Annotated in this window: 17 protein-coding genes; 9 read left to right on the forward strand and 8 right to left on the reverse strand. The window is 58.4% G+C overall.

Features of this window, described 5'->3' with window-relative positions:
* Nucleotides 1–162 precede the first annotated feature (162 nt).
* Nucleotides 163–1,095: a LysR family transcriptional regulator gene (locus NFS22_RS16470; protein ID WP_251318798.1), complete on the reverse strand. Its 933-nt coding sequence runs from the start codon at nt 1,093–1,095 to the stop codon at nt 163–165.
* A gap of 175 nt (nt 1,096–1,270) precedes the next feature.
* Between NFS22_RS16470 and NFS22_RS16475 the strand changes: the two genes are divergently transcribed.
* Nucleotides 1,271–2,212 (forward strand): D-2-hydroxyacid dehydrogenase, encoded by a 942-nt coding sequence (locus NFS22_RS16475; RefSeq protein ID WP_251318799.1) that lies wholly within the window; start codon nt 1,271–1,273, stop codon nt 2,210–2,212.
* A 78-nt stretch (nt 2,213–2,290) separates the two neighbouring features.
* Here the strand turns inward: NFS22_RS16475 and NFS22_RS16480 are convergent, their stop codons facing one another.
* The 6 genes from NFS22_RS16480 to ilvD all read right to left on the reverse strand — a co-directional run bounded on the left by NFS22_RS16480 (nt 2,291) and on the right by ilvD (nt 7,934).
* Entirely contained in the window at nt 2,291–4,006 is a 1,716-nt protein-coding gene (locus NFS22_RS16480; RefSeq protein ID WP_251318800.1) for a phospho-sugar mutase, read from the reverse strand.
* 84 nt (nt 4,007–4,090) lie between these two features.
* Nucleotides 4,091–4,981, reverse strand: coding sequence for an RluA family pseudouridine synthase (locus NFS22_RS16485; protein WP_251318801.1), 891 nt, complete (start codon nt 4,979–4,981; stop codon nt 4,091–4,093).
* Entirely contained in the window at nt 4,978–5,442 is a 465-nt protein-coding gene (locus tag NFS22_RS16490) for a hypothetical protein (protein WP_251318802.1), read from the reverse strand. Before NFS22_RS16490 ends, NFS22_RS16485 begins: the two co-directional genes overlap by 4 nt.
* A gap of 14 nt (nt 5,443–5,456) precedes the next feature.
* Nucleotides 5,457–5,873 carry a hypothetical protein gene (locus NFS22_RS16495; RefSeq protein ID WP_251318803.1) on the reverse strand — a complete coding sequence of 139 codons (417 nt, stop codon included), beginning with the start codon at nt 5,871–5,873 and terminating at the stop codon, nt 5,457–5,459.
* The gene (locus tag NFS22_RS16500; protein ID WP_251318804.1) at nt 5,870–6,073 is read right to left on the reverse strand and encodes a helix-turn-helix transcriptional regulator; all 204 of its coding nucleotides are present in this window, start codon (nt 6,071–6,073) and stop codon (nt 5,870–5,872) included. Before NFS22_RS16500 ends, NFS22_RS16495 begins: the two co-directional genes overlap by 4 nt.
* A 199-nt stretch (nt 6,074–6,272) precedes the next feature.
* A complete protein-coding gene (ilvD, locus tag NFS22_RS16505) occupies nt 6,273–7,934 on the reverse strand; it encodes a dihydroxy-acid dehydratase (protein ID WP_251318805.1) in 1,662 nt (553 codons plus the stop codon).
* Between the two features lie 110 nt (nt 7,935–8,044).
* Between ilvD and NFS22_RS16510 the strand changes: the two genes are divergently transcribed.
* The 6 genes from NFS22_RS16510 (at nt 8,045) to cysS (ending at nt 13,041) form a co-directional block, all read left to right on the forward strand.
* Nucleotides 8,045–8,725: a FadR/GntR family transcriptional regulator gene (locus tag NFS22_RS16510; RefSeq protein ID WP_251318806.1), complete on the forward strand. Its 681-nt coding sequence runs from the start codon at nt 8,045–8,047 to the stop codon at nt 8,723–8,725.
* Between the two features lie 549 nt (nt 8,726–9,274).
* The gene (locus tag NFS22_RS16515) at nt 9,275–9,451 is read left to right on the forward strand and encodes a response regulator transcription factor (protein ID WP_251318807.1); all 177 of its coding nucleotides are present in this window, start codon (nt 9,275–9,277) and stop codon (nt 9,449–9,451) included.
* Between the two features lie 302 nt (nt 9,452–9,753).
* Nucleotides 9,754–10,404 carry a serine O-acetyltransferase gene (gene cysE, locus NFS22_RS16520; protein WP_251318832.1) on the forward strand — a complete coding sequence of 217 codons (651 nt, stop codon included), beginning with the start codon at nt 9,754–9,756 and terminating at the stop codon, nt 10,402–10,404.
* A gap of 238 nt (nt 10,405–10,642) precedes the next feature.
* Nucleotides 10,643–10,852, forward strand: coding sequence for a helix-turn-helix domain-containing protein (locus NFS22_RS16525; RefSeq protein WP_251318808.1), 210 nt, complete (start codon nt 10,643–10,645; stop codon nt 10,850–10,852).
* A 50-nt stretch (nt 10,853–10,902) separates the two neighbouring features.
* The gene (locus NFS22_RS16530; RefSeq protein ID WP_251318809.1) at nt 10,903–11,565 is read left to right on the forward strand and encodes an SMI1/KNR4 family protein; all 663 of its coding nucleotides are present in this window, start codon (nt 10,903–10,905) and stop codon (nt 11,563–11,565) included.
* A 30-nt stretch (nt 11,566–11,595) separates the two neighbouring features.
* The gene (cysS, locus tag NFS22_RS16535) at nt 11,596–13,041 is read left to right on the forward strand and encodes a cysteine--tRNA ligase (protein ID WP_251318810.1); all 1,446 of its coding nucleotides are present in this window, start codon (nt 11,596–11,598) and stop codon (nt 13,039–13,041) included.
* An 82-nt stretch (nt 13,042–13,123) separates the two neighbouring features.
* On the opposite strand, the gene NFS22_RS16540 is transcribed toward cysS, so the two are convergent.
* A complete protein-coding gene (locus tag NFS22_RS16540) occupies nt 13,124–15,100 on the reverse strand; it encodes a carbohydrate-binding domain-containing protein (RefSeq protein WP_251318811.1) in 1,977 nt (658 codons plus the stop codon).
* A 319-nt stretch (nt 15,101–15,419) separates the two neighbouring features.
* Here NFS22_RS16540 and NFS22_RS16545 point away from each other — a divergent pair, with 319 nt between their 5' ends.
* A complete protein-coding gene (locus tag NFS22_RS16545; RefSeq protein ID WP_251318812.1) occupies nt 15,420–16,160 on the forward strand; it encodes a polyphosphate polymerase domain-containing protein in 741 nt (246 codons plus the stop codon).
* On the forward strand, nt 16,153–16,818 hold the full coding sequence (locus NFS22_RS16550; RefSeq protein ID WP_251318813.1) for a DUF4956 domain-containing protein: 666 nt from the start codon (nt 16,153–16,155) through the stop codon (nt 16,816–16,818). The genes NFS22_RS16545 and NFS22_RS16550 overlap by 8 nt, the downstream gene beginning before the upstream one ends.
* Nucleotides 16,819–16,945: the final 127 nt, after the last annotated feature.

Here is a 16,945-nt window from a genome sequence, read left to right on the forward strand (position 1 = left end):
GTCCTCCTTTGTTGCCCCCCTTTTTTTAACAATTCACGCTTCCGGTTGTCTATTGCTTGCTTAACTTATTGACATTGCCCAAAGTGGGACGTTTGCATACATTTAATGGAAATGAGGGCGCATTGCGCCCTTTTTTAAAAAAGAGCCCGCCGTTTGGCGGGCCTACGGTTCCAGGATATCCTTTGTAATTTCAATAAACCGCTGTCCGAAATGGGACAGGTAGCGGCTTTTCCGGTAACCCGCCACCAGCTTGCTGAATGTGGAGGGATCGGTCAGGGGAAAGAAGTCCACGCCCGCCGACTCCGCAGTGGGGGCGGGGATAGCCCGCAGGAACAGCTCCGGGCAGATGGTAATTCCCACACCCGCCTGGGCCATAGCCAGGGTAGTGACCGTGTTTTCCGTCTCCAGAATCAGCTGGGGCTTGACATAGTACCGGCTGAAATACTGATCCACAATGTTCCGGGTGCGGTTGCCCCGTTTAATCAGCACAAAGGGCAGATGTTCAAAGGCCCGGATATCCGCCCCCTCGGCAAACTGGCGGCGTATCTCCTCCGACTGCGTGCCAAACAGGCGGTCGGTAAAGGTTCTGGGCACCACCATCACCAGCCGCTGTTCCGTCAGCGGGATGGTGGCCACCCCCTCCATGATGATGGGCTGAAAACAGATAATCAGGTCCGCCCGCCCGTGGGACAGCTCATCCTCCAGCTGGGTGGAGTTGCCCTCAAACAGGGAGAACTCCACCTGGGGAAACTCCGCCCGGAATTTGGGCAGGACATTGGGCAGCAGCGCCAGTCCGCAGGTGTGGGAGATGCCCACCCGCAGCACCCCCAGGTACTGCTTGTTGATGTCCCCCACCTTGGACAGATACTGGCTGTGCAGATCCAGAATCTGGGAGGCCGTGTCCACCAGCAGCCCCCCCGCATAGGTCAGCGACAGCTTGGGTGAACGGGTGAACAGCTTCACATCCAGCTCCCGTTCCAGGTTGCCAATGTGGTTGGACAGCGACTGCTGGGAGATGTACAGCCGTTCAGCTGCCCTGGTGATGTTCAGCTCCTCTGCCACCATAAGAAAGTACTTTAAATGTTGAAAATTCACAAAAATACCCCGCCTTTTTTGGTGTATAGGTCATTATACCACAGTTGTTTAACTGTGGCAACCCTCGACAAAAATGTACTTCCCAAATCGATAAAAATATGGCATAATAGGCAATAGAAAACGGTATAATCTGGGCCGCGGCCCAAAATAATGAATCAGGAAGGAATGTTGGCTTATGAAATGTCTTATCATCGACGTCGTCTCCCCCGCCATCTCTGAGGAACTGGGCAAGTATATGGAGGTTGATACCAAGATTCTCCCCACTCAGGAGGAGCTTGCCGGCATGATTGGCGACTACGAGGTCCTGATTATGCGTGTGGACCCCGCCATCAACAAGGACATCCTGGATGCCGCCAAGAAGCTGAAGGTAATCGGCGTATGCTCCGTGGGTCTGAACCACATTGACATGGACACCGCCAAGGCCAACGGCGTGCAGGTCTTCAACGCCCCCGGCCTCAACGGCAACGCCGTGGCTGAGCTGACTATTTCCAAGATGCTGGATATGTCCCGCCACACCATCCCCGCCTGCAACGACGTAAAGATCAACAAGAACTGGGATAAGTACAAGTTTGTGGGCCGCGAGCTGCGGGGCAAGACTCTGGGCGTACTGGGCTTTGGCCGCATTGGCCAGCGTGTGGGCGAGCTGGCCCGGGCCTTCCTGATGGATGTGGTGGCCTATGACCCCTACCTCCCCGCCGAGGTCTTTGAGCAGCAGCACGCCAAGAGCATGTCCATTGAAGAGGTATTGAAGGTGTCTGACTTTGTCACCATCCACATGCCCCTCACCCCCGAGACCAAGGACCTGTTTAACGCCAAGTCTATCGCCGGGATGAAGGACGACGCCGTGGTGCTGAACATGGCCCGTGGCGGTATCGTCAACGAAAAGGATATGTACGAGGCCCTGAAAGCCGGAAAGATTGGCGGCTACGCCTCCGACGTTATGGAGAACGAGCTGGCCGGCGGCGGCCTCACCGAGGATGCCGGCTTCGATTCCCCCCTGTTTGAGTGTGACAACTTTATCGTCACCCCCCACCTGGGCGCCCAGACCCTGGACGCCTCCCGGGATATCGGAGCTCACATTATCAACAAGGTAAAAGAGGCCCTGGATCTGAAATAACAGCAAAAAGAGCCCGCTTCCATGTGAAAGCGGGCTCTTTTTCTTGAAAAGTCTCCCTCAAAGCGGGAGGCTTTTTTGTCAGCCTTTCAAAGTCTCGGCCCAGGCGGCGTACTGTTCCACCTTGGCGTCACACTCCTCCTTGGTGGCGCCGTTGGCCAGGATGTACACCTTGACCTTGGGCTCGGTGCCGGAGGGACGGACAATCAGGCTGGTGCCGTCGGCCATCTCGTAGCGCAGGACGTTGGAGCCGGACAGCTCCATAGTGGACTTGTTTCCATCGGCCACAGACACCACACTGCCATCCTTGTAGTCCTTCTGCTCCTTCACGGCCACGCCGGCGATCTCCACCGGGGGCTTCTCCCGCAGGTTGGCCATCAGCTCAGCCATCTTCTTCAGGCCATCCAGGCCGGGCATGACCAGGTTCATGGTCCGCTCGCTGTAGTAGCCATATTTCTTGTACAGGGACAGCAGGGCGTCGTACAGGGTCATGCCCTGACCGGCGTACCATGCGGCCATCTCGGACAGGGCCACCGAGGCGGTGACAGCGTCCTTATCCCGGACAAAGGAGCCCAGCATGTAGCCGTAGCTCTCCTCGTAGGACATAATCACATTGCCCGCGCCGGAGCCCTCCAGCTGGTCCTTCTTCTGGGCCAGGAACTTAAAGCCGGTGAAGGTATCAAAGCATTGCAGGCCGTTTACCTCAGCCACCTTGCGGGCCATCTCGGTAGTGACAATGGTTTTCAGGGCGACAGGCTTTTCAGGCAGCTTGCCCACCCGCTTCATGGCGCCAATCAGGTAGTCCAGCAGCAGCACACCGGTCTGGTTGCCGGTGAGCACCTTGAACTCGCCGTTTCCGGTGTTGACCATGATGCCCACCCGGTCGGCGTCGGGGTCGGAGCCCAGAATGAAGTCGGCACCGTTCTCCTTGGCCAGTTTCACTGCCAGCTCAAAGCCCTCGGGGTTCTCCGGATTGGGGGAGACCACGGTGGGGAAGTTGCCGTCAATGACCATCTGCTCAGGGACACAGATCACGTGCTTCATACCCAGCCGCTTCAGGGCCTCGGGGATGAGCTTGTGGCCGGTGCCGTGGAAGGGGGTGTAGACCATCTTGAAGGTGCCGGCCACCTTCTCCACCGCCGCCTTGTCATTGACTTGGGACATGGCATTGGCCAGGAACTTCTCATCCGTCTCCTCGCCCATCATGGTGATGGGGGCGGGAGCGGCACACCCCAGCTTGGGCCCGGTGAGCACGTCCAGCTCCTTCATGATCTTGGCCACCTCGTCGGCGTGCTGAGGGGGCAGCTGGGCGCCGTCCTCCCAATAGACCTTGTAGCCGTTATACTCCTTGGGATTGTGGCTGGCAGTGACGTTGATACCAGCGATGCAGCCATACTCCCGGATGGCGAAGGACAGCTCGGGGGTGGGGCGCAGGGACTCAAACAGCCGCACCGGGATGCCGTTGCAGGCCAGCACACTGGCCGCCGCCTGGGCAAACTCCGGGGAGTTATTCCGGCAGTCGTAGCACACGGCAACCCCCCGCTTTACCGCCTCGGGACCCTCAGCCAGAATTACCTGGGCAAAGGCCTGGGTGGCGTGGCGGACGGTGTAGATATTCATGCGGTAGGTGCCCATTCCCATGGTGCCCCGCAGGCCGGCGGTGCCGAAGGACAGCTGGTCGAAGAAGCGGGATTCGATCTCTTTCTCGTCGTTCTTGATGGTCTCCAGCTCGGCCTTTTCCTCGCCGGAGAGGACAGGACTGGCCAGCCAGGCCTCGTAAGTATCGCGATAGGACATATTGACATACCTCCAGTGGCTGAAATTTTACATCTACCATTGTACCACAGGGGGGACAAGATTACCAGAGCTTTTTGTGAGAATTTACAGTTTCAGCCGGGCCATATCCTCCGGCAGCGGAAGCGAAAATTCCAGCTTCGCTTTTGTAATGGGATGGAGGAAGGAGAGATACCCCGAGTGGAGTGCCGGACGGCCAATCAGCTCCTGATTTTCGGTGCCATAGAGGAAATCTCCCGCCAGCGGGTGGCCGGTGTGGGCCATGTGGACCCGGATCTGGTGGGTGCGGCCCGTCTCCAGCTCCAGGGATACCAGCGCCCGGTCCCCCCAGCGGCGCAGCACCCTGTACCTGGTGCGGGCGCTCTTGCCGTCGGGGCGGACCATCTGCTCCATGAGGGAGCCGGGCCTGGGGCCCAGCGGGGCGTCAATCACCCCGGCGGGAGGGGCCGGGACCCCCTCGCACACCGCCAGGTAGACCCGGCGGAAGTCCTCGGTGTGGAGCTGATTTTTCAATATCTCCTGGGCGTGGGGGTGCTTGGCGGACACAATCAGCCCGCTGGTCCCCCGGTCCAGCCGGTGGACGGGATGAAAATCCGCCTCCTGCCCCGACGTTTCGTAATAATACACCAAAAAATTACCTAAAGTATCGTCAAAATGCCCCGGTCCGGGGTGGACGGACACCCCCGCCGCCTTATTCAGAACGATCAGGTCCTCGTCCTCGCAGACAATATCCAGCGGTCCCGGCGCAGGGACGATGCCGCTGTTTCGGACCGGGTCGGACAGCCGCACCGACAGCACCTGCCCCGCCTCCGGGCAGAACCGGGTGTTCACCCGGACCCCATCCACCAGGATGCCGTCCTCCAGCCATTTGATGCGGCGCACCACCGTCCCGGACAGCTGCAAATGGCGCTTCAGTAAGGTATCCACCTTGGTACCCGCCAGCTCCGGCGTGACGGTCAGCGCCAGCCGCCGGCTCACAGCTTTCTGGACAGCCACAGGCTGGAAAGGAAAAAGACGGCGGCGTAGAAGAATACGACCCCCGTCAGGGCGTAGTATGCCTCCATGCTCAGGGGCAGGACGATGAACAGGGACAGCACCACCCCGAAAATGGTGAGTCCCCCCGCTAGTTGCGCAGCGGTGCGCATGATGTGCATCTCCCGCTCGTCCGTCTCTTTGATTTTGGCCTTCCGCTGGGCCTGGGGATGGGTGAGCAGATATTGCGTGCGGATAAAAAGAATCAAAGCCCCGGCGGTGATGCCGCTGGCCGCCCCCAGGTAGAACCCCTGGGCATGCTCGGACAGATGGCTGTCCGGCACCAGCAGAAAATAGCACACGAAGCCCACCAGTCCAATGACTAACATTCCTATCGCTGCCCAGCGGCGCTGTTTTAAGGATTTTTTATAGTCCCCGCCGCCTGTCAAAAGTTGTTTTACCAGCATATTCGGAGTCCTCCTTACATCTTCTTGTTCCAGCGGTGAATGTTGATCATATAGAAGGTACAGTGGAGCACGATCACGACGGACACGGCCACGCCCCACAGCCCGCCTACGAAAATCTGGATGACCATAAACACCGCCCACAGCATGTACAGCGTCCAGTACCAGGAGGACATGGCCGCCTTTTCTCGGATGGCCACGTTCCGTTCATCGTGTTCGCTCCGCTCATACTCCTTTTGCTCCTCTGGGGACATCCGGATGAGGCTCAGGGCAATTCCCACCACACCAAAGCCCATCAGCACACCGCCCAGGGTAAACAGCAAAAGGCTGAGCTGCTCCTTGATCCGCTCCCCCAGCAGGAACGTGGCCAGAATCAGAGCCCAGGCCGCCGCGAGCATCACATAGGGGGCCGCTTTTTTCAAACAGTCTTTCATGGAATCTCCTCCTCAAACAGAAATACTTCCTCAATGGTCATGCCGAAATACTTCGCAATCTTGTGGGCCAGCAGCAATGAGGCGTTGTACCGGCCGCTCTCCAGGGAGATGATGGTCTGCCGGGTGACGTCCACCGCGTCGGCCAGCTCGGCCTGGGAGATGCGCCGCTCCTTGCGCAGGGCGGAAATTTTGTTGGTCACCGGACCACTTCCTTCGCACTCAAAAATGTAAAGTTCGCTTTACTACCTGGTAGTATAGCACGCTTTACATTTTGTGTCAAGTAAACTTTATATCTTTTTCAAAAAAAGAAGTCCGCCGGAAGGCGGACTTCAAATTACAGGAATCATCAGATTTTCTGCCATCTGCAGGGGCGGCCAAAGGCCGTCCCTGCAGAATAGGTTATCCCCAAATCGCGCCCTTGTCGGCGGAGGACACCAGCTTGGCATACCGGGCCAGATAGCCGGTTTTGATCTTGGGTTCGGGACAGACCCACTTGGCGCGGCGGGCGGCCAGGGTGGCGTCGTCTACCTTGAGGGTGATGGTGTGGGCGGGAATATCAATGGTGATGAGGTCGCCCTCCTCCACCAGGCCGATATTGCCGCCTGAGGCCGCCTCGGGGGAGACGTGGCCAATGGAGGCTCCCCGGGTGGCGCCGGAAAAGCGGCCGTCGGTAATGAGGGCTACATCCTTGTCCAGCCCCATGCCGGCAATGGCGGAGGTGGGGTTGAGCATTTCCCGCATGCCGGGGCCCCCCTTGGGGCCCTCGTAGCGGATGACCACCACGTCACCCGCCACAATTTTGTTGGCATAAATGGCCTCAATGGCCTCCTCTTCGCTGTTAAAGACCCGGGCGGGACCCTCGTGCCGCATCATCTCGGGGGCCACGGCGGACTGCTTCACCACACAGCCGTCAGGGGCCAGGTTGCCCTTGAGGACAGCGATACCGCCGGTTTTGGAGTAGGGGTTGTCAATGGGGCGGATAATCTCGGGGTTGCGGTTGACCACACCCTCCAGATTTTCAGCCACGCTCTTACCGGTGCAGGTGGGCAGAGTGGTGTCGATCAGTCCCGCCTTGGCCAGCTCGGCCATCACAGCGTACACGCCGCCGGCCCGCTCCAGATCCTCCATGTAGGTGTCACCGGCGGGAGCCAAATGGCACAGGTTGGGGGTCCGGTCAGAAATCTCGTTAGCCATGTCAAAGCTGAGTTCAATGCCGCACTCGTGGGCAATGGCGGGCAGATGGAGCATGGTGTTAGTGGAACAGCCCAGGGCCATATCAATGGTCTCGGCGTTGTGGAAGGCGGCTTGCGTCATAATGTCCCGGGGGCGGATATCCTTTTCCACCAGTTCCATAATCTTCATACCGGCGTGCTTGGCCAGCCGCAGCCGGGCGGAGTGGACAGCGGGGATGGTGCCGTTGCCTTGCAGTCCCATGCCAATGGCCTCGGTGAGGCAGTTCATGGAGTTGGCGGTGTACATCCCGGAGCAGGAACCGCAGGTGGGGCAGGCGTTGTTCTCATACTCCTCCACCCCGGCCTCGTCCAGCTTTCCAGCGTAGTAGGAGCCTACCGCCTCAAACATGTGGGACAGGCAGGTGCGCCGGCCATCATTCAGTGTCCCGGCCAGCATGGGCCCGCCGGAGACAAAGATAGTCGGGACGTTTACCCGTGCCGCCGCCATGAGCAGGCCAGGGACGTTTTTGTCGCAGTTGGGGATCATCACCAGGCCGTCAAACTGGTGGGCCATGGCCATGGCCTCGGTGGAGTCGGCAATCAGGTCCCGGGTGACCAGAGAGTACTTCATGCCCACATGTCCCATGGCAATGCCGTCGCACACAGCAATGGCGGGGAACTCCACCGGGGTTCCCCCGGCAGCCCGGATACCGGCCTTGACGGCCTCAGCGATTTTGTCCAGATTCATGTGGCCGGGGACAATCTCATTATAGGAGCAGACCACGCCGATCAGGGGCCTCTCCAGCTCCTCCCTGGTGTAGCCCAGGGCGTAGAGCAGGGAACGGTTGGGCGCGGCGGGGATACCTTTTTTTACCACATCAGAGCGCATAAACAGGACCTCCAAATTTTTCTCAAAAGTTGTCTGATAACTCTTGAATTGTATGACAATATAATATATCATGGGAGTATGGAAGTCAAGGAAAATTTGAGGTGTTCTTTATGGAAAAACAAAGCCTGTCCCAGCAGACCGCCCGGCGGCTGTACAGCCTGATTGCGGCGGAAAAGAAGCTGTCCCCCGGGGAGAAGCTGCCCAATGAGCTGGAGCTGTCCCAGGAGATGGGGATTAGCCGCGCCACTTTGCGAGAGGCCATCCGGGAGCTGGTGACCCAGGGTGTGCTGGAGGTCCGCCGGGGCCGGGGCACCTTCGTCTCCCAGCGGGTAAATGAGATTAACGATTTTGGATTCTCCTCCCTGGACCAGGTGAGAGGACAGCTGCGGGACCTCTTCGAGCTGCGGGCTGTCTTTGAGCCGGAAATGGCTGCCCTGGCCTGCCTCCGGGCTAGCCCGGAGGAGCTGGAAGATATTTTGGCCCAGGGAGAACGGGTGGCCGCCTGCATCCAGGCGGGAAAAGACCGCACCCAGGCCGACCGTGATTTTCACGCCGCCATCGTCCGCGCCACCCATAACGAGTTTATGACCCGTCTGCTGCCCGTCATCAGCCAGGCGGTGGAAACAGCGATCGTCTCCAGCGACCAAGACGGCCAGCTGGCCCAGTATACCCTCCAGGACCACGCTCTATTGATGGAATTTTTCTCCAAACGCGACCCCGACGGAACACGCCACGCCATGGCCGTCCACATGCGCCACGCCATGGATGAGATGGGACTGGATATGGGCTGATATTTGCCGTTTGTGTCGATAAGTTCTCCGTTTTAACCAAATTTTTCTGGACTTTTTAAACACCACCAAAAAACAGACTTGTGTCACGCCTCTTGCATGGCATAGAATATTGCAAAAGCGGTATAAAATCCGAGAAAATCACCTGATTTGATATAAAAAAGTACAGACCGGTAGACGCCTGGTAGATGACCTGGAAAATGGAAAACCCGCCAATCCCTGCGCCGCAAGGGATTGGCGGGTTTTGAGGTAGACATTTGGTAGACTACGCTTGTCCAGATGCAGTATTTTTTCAAAGCTCTATCAGAATATGAACATATTGCATTCAGTGCCGCATATACTGGCTTGTAATAGTCACAATTTATAAATGGAGGAGTCTGCATGAACGACAACAAGATTTTACTGCCCCTGCCCGCTGAAACCCCTGTTTCTGGCGGAGCTGATCTGGATGATCTTATTTTCCAAGGGGAAGGCTGGCTGGTTAGTGACCGTTAGGAGGGCGTCTCCACGTTGGAGATGCCCTCCCCTTTTCGTGCTGAAAAGGACGCCTGTTTGCCGGGACGTCCGGCCGATGAGCTGCGGGCTCTGAGTCTGGAGGACGACGACTACATCACCAAGTCTTACAATATCCTGGTGCTGCTGGCCCGAATCAAGGCGGTCCTGCGCCGCGCCGGCAGAGCCAGCCATTTTAAGGAGGAATTTTTTATGTCAAGCAATCAATTCTCTTGACACCAAACCGTCAAAATGTTAATATATTATACTATCAGCGCAAGGAACGGAAAAGTAGCGTCTTATCCGGTCAGCAGAGAGGGCCCTTCACCGGCTGAAAGGGGGCCTGGAGCGGAGGGGTGTGAAGTGCGTCCGGGAGCGCGGCGGGTAATGCCGTCCGGTTTGGCCCCGATAGCGGCCAGTTGAGCGAAAAATAAGAGTGGAACCGCGAGCAATCGCCTCTTATGCCCATGCGGGCGTAGGAGGTTTTTTTGTTTGCCTCCCCCAAGGAGGGAATACTATTGTTCAAAGCCCTGAATGAGATGCTGGAGGCCTACCAGCGCCGGGACCCGGCGGCCCGGTCCAAGCTGGAGATTTTTCTGCTGTATCAGGGGGTCCACGCCACCCTGTATCACCGGCTGGCCCACTGGCTATACTGTCACAAATGGAAGTTCCTGGCCCGGTGGGTGTCCCAGTGGTCCCGGTTCTGGACCGGGATTGAGATTCACCCGGGCGCGAAAATCGGCCGGCGGTTTGTGATTGACCACGGTATGGGCATTGTCATTGGCGAGACCGCCGAGGTGGGGGACGATGTGCTCATCTACCACGGGGTCACCCTGGGGGGCACCGGCAAGGACCAGGGCAAGCGCCACCCCACCATTGGCAACAACGTGCTCATCTCCTGCGGGGCCAAGGTGCTGGGCCCCTTTAAGGTGGGGGACAACGCCCGCATTGCCGCCAACGCCGTGGTGCTCTCCGAGGTCCCGGAGGACGCCACCGCCGTGGGTATCCCCGCCCAGATCGTCCGCATCGCCGGCCGGGCCACCCACTACGCTGACGACGTGGACCAGACCAGCGTAAACAACCCCACCCTGGAAAAACTCAACGCCCTCAACGCCCGGCTGGAGCTGGTGGAAAAGCTGCTGGATGAAAAATATTTGGAGGAGAAGAAATCGAAAAACGCACCTTTATAACCGCCCCAACTCCAAACCGATGGAAATCCCCGCAAGAAGGGCAGCCCGCTCCCGGTTGCCGTTGATCGTCAGCTGTTCTGTCTTTCGCGCATCCATCCATCGCTTCGCTTCTGGGCTTAGGGCTTTCAGTTGGTCGGTCAGTTGACCTGCCTTGTGGCAAGCAGCCCGTGTCTGTGTGGCAGTTTCTTTCTGGAAATGGGGAATCAGATTTTCGGCAGCATATACGAGGAATGATTAAATGTCTGCTTTTTCTAAACGTCTCGTTTCTCTACGAAAAAGCAAAGGTGTTTCACAGACTTTTGCGGCGAAAGAAATCCAAGTTTCTCTGCGTGCCTACCAAAAATATGAATACGCAGAATCTGAACCAACGCTTTCTGCCGCCTCCAGAATCGCTGATTTTTTTGGTGTCTCTCTGGATTATCTGGCGGGACGGTCAGACGAAAACTAAATTGTATACGGGCGGCCACAGGCCGCCCCTACTAAGGAGGAGCTTGCAAGATGGATCTGCAAACACTTGTCCGCGACCTCTACGGTGTGGACCGGCCCCAGGGCTGTACCGACGAGGAAATTGCCGCCATGAAGGAGCGGTTCGGCGCCCTCCCCGCTGTGGTGGAGGACTTCTGGCGCACCTTTGGCCGTACTAAAGAGTTGAACCAGTGCCAAGACACCTGGCTTTTGCCGGAGGACTATCAAAAATGGGGCTGGCTTACCGAATCGGACCATCTGTTCCTGTTCTGTGAAAATCAAGGTGTCTGCCGGTCAGGCATCCGCCGGGAGGACCTGGCTCTCCCTGACCCGCCGGTGTACACCCAGATGGAGGACGACGACCCCTGGGAGTTGTCCGCCCCCACCGTCAGCGAGTTTTTGGAGGCCGCCCTGACTTACGAGGCCGTCTGGCGGCTGGAATATAGCCCAAAGGATTATTTCTTTTACTGGCTGACCGACGAGGAATTGGAAACCGTCCGGACGAAATTGACTCAGCGCCCTGTCACGCTGAGAAACTGGATGGAATATGAGCTTGCCTTTTACAGTAACCGCCCGGACAACCTGGTGGTGGTGATGGATGTAGGCGGCCAATACCAATGCTTCTACGGCGGGGCGACAGAGGAGAGTTACGCCGCCCTGATGGAGGTCATGGAGGGGCTGGGGGAGCCGATTTAAAGATAACATTACAAAATGGAGGAAAATACCATGCAATTATACAATTCCGCAACCCACAAGAAGGAAGAATTCACCACTCACACCCCCGGCCATGTGGAGATGTACACCTGCGGTCCCACGGTGTACCACTTCGCCCACATCGGCAACCTGCGCTCCTACATCATGGAGGACGTGCTGGAAAAGTTCCTGCGTTACGACGGCTACGACGTAAACCGGGTGATGAACATTACCGACGTAGGCCACCTCAGCTCTGACGCGGACACCGGTGAGGACAAGATGCTCAAGGGGGCCAAGCGGGAGCACAAGACGGTGATGGAGATCGCCCAGTACTACACCGACGCCTTTTTTGACGACTGCCGCAAGCTGAACATCAAAACCCCCGACGTGGTCCAGCCTGCCACCGGGCTGATCGACGAGTTTATCAAGCTGGTGGAGGGCCTGCTGGACAAGGGCTACGCCTATGTGGCCGGGGGCAACGTGTACTTTGACACCTCCAAACTGGAGCGGTATTACGTCTTCAACGACCACGACGAGGAGGACCTGGCGGTGGGCGTCCGGGAGGGCGTGGAGGAGGACCAGAACAAGCGGAATAAAAACGACTTTGTCCTCTGGTTCACCAAGTCCAAATTTGAGGACCAGGCCCTGAAATGGGACTCCCCCTGGGGGGTGGGCTACCCCGGCTGGCATATTGAGTGCTCCGGCATTTCGCTGAAATACAACGGCGAGTATCTGGACCTCCACTGCGGCGGCATTGACAACGCCTTCCCCCACCACACTAACGAAATTGCCCAAAGTGAGAGCTATATTGGCCACCCCTGGTGCAAACAGTGGTTCCACGTCCACCACCTGAACACCAACTCCGGCAAGATGTCCAAGTCCAAGGGGGAGTTTCTCACCGTCTCTTTGCTGGAAGAAAAGGGGTATGACCCCCTGGTCTACCGCTTCTTCTGCCTTCAGAGCCACTACCGCAAGGGGCTGGTCTTCTCCTGGGAAAACCTGGACAACGCCACGGTGGCCTTTCAGAAGCTTATTGCCAAAGTTGCCGCCCAGGACCCGGCGGACGGTCCGGTGGACGAGGCGGTTGTGGCCGAGTATAAGGACAAGTTCCAAAAACAGGTGGGCAACGACCTGAACACCGCCCTGGCCGTCACCGCCCTGTACGACGCCCTCAAGGCCAAGACCAACGGCGCCACCCGGCTGGCCGTTCTGGACAGCTTTGACCAGGTGCTGTCCCTGTCCCTGCTGGACAAGGCCGCCAAGGTCCGGGAGGAGCAAAAGAAGCAGAAAACCGCCTCTCAGGGGGGGTACACCGTCACCGGCGAGGGCGACCCCGCCGTAGACGCCCTGGTCCTCCAGCGGTATGAGGCCAAAAAGGCCAAGAATTTTGCCGAGGCCGACCGCATCCGGGACGAGCTCAAGGCCCAGGGCATTGAGGTTACCGACCTGCCCGGCGGGGCGATCTGGAAGAGGGTATAATAGAGGCCAGCGGGCCGCCGGGGGCGGCGGCCCGCTGGCCAATCCGTTTGTCAGGATTTTTAACATTTGCTGTAATTGGCTGTCAAGTGTTTGCAAAGCCGTCTTCTGGCGGTGTTCCCCGGCCGTCGCCCTCCCCCTCGGGGATGCCGTCCTGTCCGCTGTGATTCCGCATGCCGCCGTTTTCACGGCCCTCGCCGCCAGGACGCATCTCCGGATTGAAGCCCTCCGCCGGCGGTTCGCCGCGGTCTTCTCCCGGCATACCGCCCTTCATTCCGCCGGGCCGTCCGCCCATACCTCCCATGCCTGCACGGCCATACGTGGTGATATAGTCCGAAAGAGTCAGCTTAGCCGCCTCTGTGCCGCCGGAATAGGTTCCCCCGGAGCAGAGGCCGTCCACCGTCTGGCCGCTGTACTCCCCTCCATAGGAGAGTGTATAGACAGCCTCCCCCTCCAGCTCAGGTGAGGAAAAGACAATGTGGCTTCCGCTGATTGGCAGGGCAAAGGCGAGGCTCTGCCCCTCCCGCTCCAGGCTCACGAAGGTTCCCGCAGGGAGGGCACTGTCAAAGCCCAAGGAGACGGTGTACTGGCTGGCCTGACTGGGGGCCTGGGCCATAGCCCCGCTGCCAACAGCCAGCAGGGTGCCGCCGGACAGGGTAAAGGAGCCGTCGTAGTCCAGCGCGCCGTCGCCCTGACCGGTGCTGGACACAATCACGGTGCCGCCGGACATCACGGCGTTTCCGTTGGAGTCCAGACCGTCGCCGCCCGCCGTCACCACCAGATATCCTCCGGAAATATCAATGCAGGAATCCGAATTGCCGCCGCCAAAGGCATTTCCATGGCCAAAACCTCCAAAACCGCTGCCATCCGCGCCTCCCGCCGCGTTTACGCCGTCGTCGGAGGACACAATGTAGATTGTCCCGCCGGAGACCGAGACGGTAGTGCCCTCCAGTCCCTCATAGGAGGTCAGAATATCGATCTCACCGGCAGATACAGTGAGGGCCTCGTCGGCGTGGATTGCGTCGTCGCCGGTGGAAATGGTATAGGTGCCGCCGGAGACCGTCACATCTCCATTGGAGTGGATCGCGTCATCTGAGCAGTCCAGCGTATAGGTTCCGCCGGTCAGGGACAGGACAGTTCCCGCCTTGAGGCCCTTGGCGCTGCTGTCATCAGAGGGCTGCACACCGCTGCCGCCGCCGGAGACGACAGTATAGCTGCCGCCGGCCATGGTCAGAGCGGTCTCCGCCTGGATACCGTCCTCCCCCGCGGTCAGGTTCAGGGTGGAGTTGGACACGCTGACCCAGCCCAGTGTCTCGTCTGTGTCGTTGGTAGAGCGGATGGCATCCCCCCCGCAGGTGACGGCAATGGCGGCGCTGTCAATGGTGTGGGAGTCCTTGCCGTTGATGCCGTTGTTGGCGGCCTGGACCCAGAGGGAGCCGTCGTAAATTTGCAGGGTGTCCTTGCTGGTGATTCCATTGTCGCAGTTGGCCAGGACCGTCAGCGCCCCCGCTCCCTGGATCAAAAGATCCGCCTTGCTGTACAGGCAGGCGTTGGGCTCCTCGTCCGCCGCAGAGGAGTATTCGTCATCAAAGCTGTAGACAGCGCCGTCCGTCAGGGTATTTTCTGTCCCCTCCATAAGGTGCACCGTGGCCGTACCGGCCTTATAGATGTACAGCGGACTGCCATAGGAGCAGGTGATATCCGCTCCGTTCAGCGCCACGGTCACCTCTTCCTTGGGGGCGTTGACGATAATGCGGCCATCCTCCAGACAGCCGCTGACCGCGTAGATGCCGGCGGCGGTGATGGTGACCACGCTCCCCTTCGCTTCCGCGCCCTTCCCATCCACACTGGCTCCGCTGCCGGAGAGGGTGATGACGGTGGCGCCCGTTAAATCCAGAACCGCAGGCGAACGCGGGGAAGCTGAGGTGGAATTTAAAAGAGACAGGGGGGTGTACGCGCCGCTCCCCGCCGCGGTGCCGCCGTCCTTTCCGCAGGCGGCCAGCGTCCCCAGGATGGCGGCGGCGCAGAGCGCTGCCGCCATCCGTTTTGTGATATACTTCATAAAGAAAGCCTCCTTGTTGTTGTCTTGCGGGTGATCTATAACAATGATCAGATTCGCTTCCATCTGCAGGGCGGCCTTCGACCGCCTGCTACAGGTATACCCGTTTGGTTCTGCGGGCGGCCGCAGGCCGCCTCTGCAACTCCGGTGCCGGCAATTTTGAAGCTTGTATAGTTTATACCCGTCAAACCTAAAGAGAACTTAAAAGCCAGGGGCGCTTCTTCCAAGTTTACAAAATATTCACCTTCCTGTTTCACTTCTTTAGCTTCACTTTAGGAAAAGCCTCTATGCTGTTCACAGAATTCAACAAGGAGGTTTCTTCATGGCCGGTAAAATACAGTTTTGTTTCAAGCGCTATGAGAAAAAGTATATGCTGACGCCATATCAGCTTACACAGATGCTGGCGGGAATCAAGGACCGGATGGGGGCCGACGAGTTTGGCCGCTATACCATCTGCAACATCTATTATGACACAGACGATTTTCAGCTGATTCGGGCCTCTCTGGAAAAGCCCGTCTACAAAGAAAAGCTGCGGATGCGCAGCTACGGCGTCCCGGGCAGCCAGGACGGGGTGTTTGTGGAGCTCAAGAAAAAATTTGACAGCGTGGTCTATAAGCGCCGTACGGTCATGAAGGCCGCTGACGCGGTATCCTACATCCACAACGGGGTTATCCCCCAGCAGGAGGATCAGATCTGCCGCGAGATCGATTGGTTTATGGGTATTTACCACCCCAAGCCCAAGGTGTTTATCGCCTACGACCGGACGGCCTTTGCCGGGATAGAGGACCCGGAGCTGCGGGTCACCTTCGATACAAACCTGCGGTGGCGGGACCGGAATCTGGACCTGCGCGCCGGGGACTACGGGGAGCCCCTTCTCCCCTCCGACCAGATTTTGATGGAGATTAAGATTCCCGGCACCGCCCCCGCCTGGCTGGCCCATCTGCTCAGCGAAACCGGCGTCTTCCCCACCTCTTTTTCCAAGTATGGAACCTGCTACCGCCAGAACATCCTGGGCGGCGGCAGGCCCGGGAACACCGGGAGGGAGGTGCGCGCCTGTGCTTGATTCCATCATGACCGGAACAGAGATCACGCTTTATGGTTTTTTTGCCTGTACCGCGGCCTCCCTGCTGCTGGGGCTGGGAATTGCCCTGCTGTGCATGTATAAGAGCAGCTATACCCAGAGCTTTGTCATTACCCTGGCCATGCTCCCTTCTGTGGTGCAGGTCATCATCATGCTGGTCAACGGCAACATTGGCACTGGCGTTGCAGTGGCGGGGGCCTTTGGCCTGGTGCGGTTCCGCTCCACCCCCGGCACGGCCAAGGAGATCGGCATGATCTTTCTGGCTATGGCCATCGGTCTGGCCAACGGCATGGGCTATGTAATTCTGGCGGCCCTGTTCTTCATGGTGATGGCCGCCTTTGTCCTGGTGCTCTCCCGGCTGCGCTTTGGCTGCGGGGACGAGAACGAACGGGAATTGAAGATTACCATTCCAGAGAATCTGGACTATGAGGGCCTGTTTGACGACCTGTTTCAGCGGTATGTTTGCTCCGCCCGGCTGGAGAGGGTAAAAACCAGCAACATGGGAACTTTGTATGAGCTGGACTACCGGGTGGTGCTAAAGGCCAGCGGGGTTCCTAAGGAGTTTCTGGACGAGCTGCGCTGTCGAAACGGGAATTTGAATATTGTCTGCGGCAGAACCGCCTCCCGGGAGGCGCTTTAATACGGCTTCCTGATAAAACGATTACATCGTTTTGTTAAGAATTACAGCAAGCTTCAAAATTGCTGACACCGCCCCTGCAAGTGAGAGCAATTCTGACGATTGCTATAAAATACAGGGGCAGACGCTG

Source organism: Flintibacter muris (assembly GCF_943192995.1).
Lineage (GTDB): Bacteria > Bacillota > Clostridia > Oscillospirales > Oscillospiraceae > Lawsonibacter > Lawsonibacter muris.

Excerpts from the sequence above, each read along its gene's own strand:
- NFS22_RS16540 (WP_251318811.1), bottom strand. The coding sequence starts at position 15,100 with ATGAAGTATATCACAAAACGGATGGCGGCAGCGCTCTGCGCCGCCGCC.
- ilvD (WP_251318805.1), bottom strand. The coding sequence starts at position 7,934 with ATGCGCTCTGATGTGGTAAAAAAAGGTATCCCCGCCGCGCCCAACCGT.
- NFS22_RS16530 (WP_251318809.1), top strand. The coding sequence starts at position 10,903 with ATGGATCTGCAAACACTTGTCCGCGACCTCTACGGTGTGGACCGGCCC.
- cysE (WP_251318832.1), top strand. The coding sequence starts at position 9,754 with ATGCTGGAGGCCTACCAGCGCCGGGACCCGGCGGCCCGGTCCAAGCTG.
- cysS (WP_251318810.1), top strand. The coding sequence starts at position 11,596 with ATGCAATTATACAATTCCGCAACCCACAAGAAGGAAGAATTCACCACT.
- NFS22_RS16480 (WP_251318800.1), bottom strand. The coding sequence starts at position 4,006 with ATGTCCTATCGCGATACTTACGAGGCCTGGCTGGCCAGTCCTGTCCTC.
- NFS22_RS16495 (WP_251318803.1), bottom strand. The coding sequence starts at position 5,873 with ATGAAAGACTGTTTGAAAAAAGCGGCCCCCTATGTGATGCTCGCGGCG.
- NFS22_RS16525 (WP_251318808.1), top strand. The coding sequence starts at position 10,643 with ATGTCTGCTTTTTCTAAACGTCTCGTTTCTCTACGAAAAAGCAAAGGT.
- NFS22_RS16510 (WP_251318806.1), top strand. The coding sequence starts at position 8,045 with ATGGAAAAACAAAGCCTGTCCCAGCAGACCGCCCGGCGGCTGTACAGC.
- NFS22_RS16545 (WP_251318812.1), top strand. The coding sequence starts at position 15,420 with ATGGCCGGTAAAATACAGTTTTGTTTCAAGCGCTATGAGAAAAAGTAT.
- NFS22_RS16475 (WP_251318799.1), top strand. The coding sequence starts at position 1,271 with ATGAAATGTCTTATCATCGACGTCGTCTCCCCCGCCATCTCTGAGGAA.
- NFS22_RS16490 (WP_251318802.1), bottom strand. The coding sequence starts at position 5,442 with ATGCTGGTAAAACAACTTTTGACAGGCGGCGGGGACTATAAAAAATCC.